Raw genomic sequence first — 5,631 nt, 5'->3', positions numbered from 1 at the left:
GTTAAAACCGCCTGAGTCGAACTTCCTCCGCGTACTAAAGTAACGCGGCTCCCATTCTTCCATCTTTTTTTTCGTGGTGGCTGATTTCGATGCTGCCATAATCATCTGTTACCTGCAACAAGGAGAACACGCAAGAGAGCTGGGAGAATTTGACTTCGAGTCAGCGAAAGATCCAATAATTGCCGTCTACGATTATTTCGCTCGGGAAATAGAAAAAGCCACAAAGCTTGGCGTCAATAAAATTTTTATAGATCCAGCCGTTGGACTAGGATACACTAATTTCTACTTTCAATACGACTATGTATCGAATCGGATGGAATATCAAATCAAAACCCTTTTAAATACGTTTCGACTGAGAAAATTAGGGTTTCCGGTTTTCAATCAAGTTCCCTCAGCCTTGGAGATTTTTGGAGAAGAGGTCAGAAGTGCCCAAGTTTTCTCGGCAGTATTTGCGGCATTAGGAAAAACCGACGTTATGAGAACCCATGAAGTGTCTAAAGTTAGAGCGGTTTTAGAGACCCTCAGTCTCCTGTAAAGGCAACCGACTAACAAGCAAGAAAGATAGTCAATCCGGCGGACAAACGCTTGCATGAAAATTTCCCCACTGAGGAAGAGCTTGCGTTTGCTTGCGCCGGGACTTGGGTATCAGATTAGCTCTCAAGCGATCGCCCCCACCACTAGGGGCGATCGCCTCCTAACTTAACCCCAGAAGCATCCACCTTTTGCAGCAATTCGCTAATCGTCAATTGAGAAACCGGTTCGATCCAATCCGGGGCAATTTCTGCCAATGGGACTAACACAAAAGCTCTTTCTCGCATGCGCGGATGAGGGATTTGCAATTCCGGGGAGTCCAGGATTAAATCCCCAAATAAAATCACATCTAAATCTAAAGTTCTCGGTCCCCAACGTTCTTCTCGAACGCGACCAAACTGGTTTTCAACCGCGAGCAAAGTGGCGAGTAATTCTTGGGGCGAGAGGGTTACATCTAACAGGGCGCAGCCATTCAAATAATCCGGCTGCGACGGACCGATGGGTGCAGTTTTGTACCACCGCGATCGCGCTTTTAACGTAATCCCCGGAAGGGCCTCCAAAGTATTGAGAGCATCTTCTAAAGTAGCGAGGGAGTCCCCCAAATTACTCCCGAGGGCGATCCCACTGAGAGTGCTGTTTGTTCTCGCCGATTGTTCCGAACGATCCACCATAAATCTCCCGCAAAAATTATCAAATATTGCTCATTTTTCACTCAGGTAGGGATAGTCAATGCAGCTCAACCGGGCAGATTGCTTGCGTGTCTACCTACCCGCTCGGAGAAATTGCCGCAAGAGAGCATTTTCCAACCTTACCATACAAACGGGGCGGCAGGACGCCAGGGTATCCCGCCGAACCACGACAGAATCCATTCGATCGCCACTATTCCTCCTCGATGCCCCCGTTAAAAAGAATCCTCTTTTTCGCGGATAATTTCCACCGCAATGTTGCCCGGAAAATCCGGAATAGGCGGCGAAACCTTTGTCAATCGAACGCGAATTTTACCCAAGCGATCGTCGCATTGCAAAAGCGAACGAGCAATTTGCGCCGCCAAATATTCAATCGTATTCACCTTAGAAGATTCGATCGTTTCGCGCACCCGATCGACCACTTGGCGATAATCCAAAGTATCTTCCAGGCGATCGCTCTTGCCCGCCGCCAACAAATCCACCCACAGAGTCAAATCCACCTCAAACCATTGACCGAGAAATCGTTCCTCAGCAAAGTAACCCGTATAGCCGTAATAGCGCAGACCCGTGATTTCAATCGCGTCCATGTTGTCCCAAATTCGTTCAGATGTCTCATGCAAGCGCGATCGCCATTTTACCTGCCGATATTGCACAGCAGGGGTGCTACAACTCACCAGAGACAGCGATCGCCTTAATTATCCTACCTCAAACCGGGGGACCTTACCCCACCCTTGTCCCATCGGCGGGCACGCATGCCCACAGCATTACATCCCCGAAGCGCAGGGATTGGGCGATCGTTCTCCCCCCAGAGGGATAAAATGATTGAGCGACTGACCGTTGCGCCACCTGTGGCATCCTTGCCAGCAGGGGCATTCATCGTCAACCGGAAATACTTATGTCTGCAACCGAAAAACTCTACGAAGGAAAAGCCAAAATCCTCTATACCACCCAAGACCCCGACGTCTTGCTGTCCCACTTTAAAGACGATGCCACCGCCTTTAACGCCCAGAAGCGAGGCACCATCGTAGGCAAAGGCGAAATTAACTGCACCATTGGCACCGCCTTATTTAAACTCCTCTCGTCCAAAGGCATTCCCACCCATTTTATCGAGCAAACCTCTCCCACCGACATGCGAGTGCGGCGGGTGCAGATTCTCCCCTTAGAAGTCGTCATCAGAAATATCGCCGCCGGAAGTTTGTGCAAACAAACCGGCATTCCCCAAGGCACCATATTGAAACATCCCCTAGTTGAATTCTTCTATAAAAAAGACGAACTCAACGACCCCCTTTTAACCCGCGATCGCCTATTACTCCTAGAACTCGCCACCCCAGAACAACTCGAGCGACTCCGGACAATGGCATTGCAAATCAACGAAATTCTCTGCCAATTTTTCCGCGAGTGTCACATTACCCTGGTGGACTTTAAACTCGAATTTGGCATAGACGCGGATGGAAACCTCATCCTCGCCGACGAAATTAGTCCCGACACTTGCCGACTGTGGGACGCTGAGGAAACGGATCCCAAGGCACGAGTCCTGGATAAAGACCGCTTCCGTCAAGACTTAGGTTCCGTAGAAAATGCCTATCAGCAAGTGCTTCAAAGGGTGCAGTCTCTACTCAACACCTAACCTACAGTCGCCACCATTCACATCACCCCCGCAAAAAACCGAGGAAAAAATGCGGGGATTTACTAATTCCGGCGACTAGCTCTTGTATCCTTTTTCTGGTCTTGTGTGAAACTGCCCAAAACGATAAAAAAAATGCGCTTATCTCCAGTTTTGTCGGCTGTTGTTGCGGCTTCAGCCCTCCTCAGTTTTTCTAACCCCACCCGAGGACAAACCCCGGACAACTTGTCCTCAAATCCCGATCGACCTTTAGAGGCGGGAGAGTCAACAGCCACCCCAGCAGACACTGGAACTCCCCACACAGAAGCGGCGGAAGCAAGCGATCGCCCTTGTGACGACGATGCGATGTGTGCCCTCGCCAGGGAAGCGCCCCCATTAGACCAGTGGGTGAGCGAAACTGCCGAAATCGGGCCGTTCGCCGAACCAGACCCCAACAATGGGGAAATCGAGAGCGAGAATCCGGACTTCCCCCTCATCCCAGACCTCTCAGAAACAGAATTGCCCTCCATCAGTGCCGTGGCAATCCCAGGGGAAAATTCAGCCCTCCGAGAACCGGAGGTCACGCACCCAGAAGGGATGCAAGGGGAGGATATCCCCACTCACGCGAACCGCGCCCAACAACAATCCGGCGCTGAGATTCTCACCACCCCACCGTTACCCGAACCGGGAATTGCCGCCTGGAATCAAGCAGCGACCAATCCGATCGCGGCACAACTGAGCCAGAGAGACTTTCTCGGGCAGCAACCGCCCACCGCCGAACCCGAACCGGGCGATCGGCCAAGGGAAGAAGACACCCGCCCGGTGATTCCCGAAGACAGTCCACCGGCGGAACCCACACCCGCCCCCCAACCCGCGCCAGACCCAGGCGATCGGCCCACACCCCCACCCACCTTCCCCCAAATCGAACCCCCCGCCCCCCAACAACCCGAACCGGAAGTCTTGGTGGCGGAAGTAGTGGTCAGCGGCGCGCCGGGAGAACTCGAAGACATCGTATATGACGTCATCTCCTTAACTCCCGGGCGCACCACCACCCGTTCCCAACTGCAACAAGACATCAACGCCATCTTTGCCACCGGTTATTTTTCCAACGTTCGCGCCGAACCCGAAGATACCCCTCTCGGCGTGCGCGTCACCTTTGTGGTGGAACCCAACCCGGTGCTGAGCGAGGTGCAAATTCGGGGCAATCAAGTGCTTCCCCCCGCCGAAGTCGATCGCATCTTCGGCGAACAATACGGCGAAATTCTCAACCTGAGAGAATTTCAGCGGGGCATCCGCGAATTAAACGAGTGGTATCAGCAAAATGGCTACGTTTTGGCCCAAGTCATCGACACCCCGCAGGTGCAAGAAGATGGCACCGTCATCCTGGAAGTGGCAGAAGGGGTGGTCGAAGAGATTGAAATCCGCTTTATCAATGAAGAAGGAGAAATCGTAGACGCCGAAGGGCAACCGATTACCGGACGCACCAAGGAATACATCATCACCCGCGAACTCAACTTAGAGCCAGGGGAAGTTTTCAATCGGCAAGTCATCGAACGAGACTTGCAGCGGGTGTTTGGATTGGGGATTTTTGAGGACGTGCAGATTTCCCTCAACCCCGGAGAGAACCCGCGCAACGTGGTGGTGGTGGTGAACGTGCTGGAGAAAAACACTGGCTCGATCGCCGCCGGGGCCGGGATTAGTTCCGCCACCGGACTATTCGGGACCGTCAGCGTGCAAGAGCAAAACCTGTTAGGTCGCAACCTGAAACTCGGGGCCGAGGTGCAGGTGGGTCAGCGGGAATTTTTATTCGACGTGAATTTTACGGATCCTTGGATTGCCGGGGATCCCTACCGCACCTCTTACACGGTGAATTTGTTCCGACGGCGATCGATTTCGTTTATTTTTGATGGCGGGGATCCCGAAGTGGAGTTAGACAATGGCGATCGCCCTCGGATTCTGCGCTTAGGCGGCGGCGTCACCTTTTCCCGTCCCCTGGAAAATGACTGGCGGGCGTCGTTAGGATTGAAATATCAGCGCGTCAGCATTCGCGATTCCGACGGCGATATCGAGGCAGAAGACGAACTCGGAAACGATTTAAGCTTTAGCGGAGATGGGGAAGACGATCTGCTCGGGTTGCAATTCAGTGCCGTGCGCGATCGGCGCAACTCTCGTTTGCAACCCACCGCTGGCAGTGTGCTGCGCCTGAGCAGCGAACAAACGGTTCCGGTGGGACTCGGCAGCATTTTCTACAATCGCTTGCGCGGCAGTTATAACTACTACATTCCCATCGATTGGATTCAATTCTCCGAAGGGGCGCAAACCATTGCTTTAAGTTTCCAAGGCGGCACGGTGATTGGCGATTTGCCGCCGTATGAAGCCTTTTCCCTGGGCGGCACCACCACGGTTCGCGGCTATGATGAAGGGGAACTCGGCACCGGTCGTAGTTTCTTGCAAGGAAGCGTAGAATATCGATTCCCGATTTTTAGTGTGGTGGGCGGGGCGCTGTTTTTCGATGCCGCCACGGATCTGGGAACCGGGCAAGACGTTCCCGGCGAACCGGCAGAGGTCCGGAACAAACCGGGCAGTGGTTTCGGGTACGGCGTGGGGGTGCGAGTTCAGTCCCCCATCGGCCCGATCCGAGTGGACTACGCGATTAATGATGAAGGAAATACTCGCTTCCACTTTGGTCTCGGGGAGCGATTCTAGCCAATTGAGGGTTGAAAGTTGAGAGAATCGGTCAGGGACTCCGTAGAAACCAACCCCATGTCTAAAGCCAGGGGCTTGTACTTCTAACCACCTGACCAGCCTAAA

General features: G+C 53.0%; 6 protein-coding genes. 4 read left to right on the top strand and 2 right to left on the bottom strand.

Annotated elements, in window-relative coordinates; genetic code table 11:
• Positions 1–76 precede the first annotated feature (76 nt).
• Positions 77–535: a hypothetical protein gene (locus LKK83_RS12350; RefSeq protein WP_324631443.1), complete on the top strand. Its 459-nt coding sequence runs from the start codon at positions 77–79 to the stop codon at positions 533–535.
• 142 nt (positions 536–677) lie between these two features.
• On the opposite strand, the gene folK is transcribed toward LKK83_RS12350, so the two are convergent.
• Positions 678–1,202 (bottom strand): 2-amino-4-hydroxy-6-hydroxymethyldihydropteridine diphosphokinase, encoded by a 525-nt coding sequence (gene folK / locus LKK83_RS12345; protein ID WP_324631442.1) that lies wholly within the window; start codon positions 1,200–1,202, stop codon positions 678–680.
• A 230-nt stretch (positions 1,203–1,432) separates the two neighbouring features.
• Entirely contained in the window at positions 1,433–1,804 is a 372-nt protein-coding gene (folB, locus tag LKK83_RS12340) for a dihydroneopterin aldolase (protein ID WP_324631441.1), read from the bottom strand.
• Positions 1,805–1,824: 20 nt separating this feature from the next.
• Between folB and LKK83_RS12335 the strand changes: the two genes are divergently transcribed.
• The 3 genes from LKK83_RS12335 to LKK83_RS12325 all read left to right on the top strand — a co-directional run bounded on the left by LKK83_RS12335 (position 1,825) and on the right by LKK83_RS12325 (position 5,526).
• Positions 1,825–2,034, top strand: coding sequence for a hypothetical protein (locus LKK83_RS12335; protein WP_324631440.1), 210 nt, complete (start codon positions 1,825–1,827; stop codon positions 2,032–2,034).
• A gap of 78 nt (positions 2,035–2,112) precedes the next feature.
• Complete coding sequence (purC, locus tag LKK83_RS12330) at positions 2,113–2,844, top strand: phosphoribosylaminoimidazolesuccinocarboxamide synthase (protein WP_324631439.1); 732 nt, start codon at positions 2,113–2,115, stop codon at positions 2,842–2,844.
• A gap of 132 nt (positions 2,845–2,976) precedes the next feature.
• Positions 2,977–5,526 carry a BamA/TamA family outer membrane protein gene (locus tag LKK83_RS12325; RefSeq protein WP_324631438.1) on the top strand — a complete coding sequence of 850 codons (2,550 nt, stop codon included), beginning with the start codon at positions 2,977–2,979 and terminating at the stop codon, positions 5,524–5,526.
• Positions 5,527–5,631 lie beyond the last annotated feature (105 nt).

The organism is Phormidium sp. CCY1219 (assembly GCF_035615515.1).
Classification (GTDB): Bacteria; Cyanobacteriota; Cyanobacteriia; order Cyanobacteriales; family Laspinemataceae; genus CCY1219.
The sequence above is the reverse complement of the archived record's forward strand: the minus strand, read 5'-3'. Positions and strand labels throughout refer to the sequence as shown.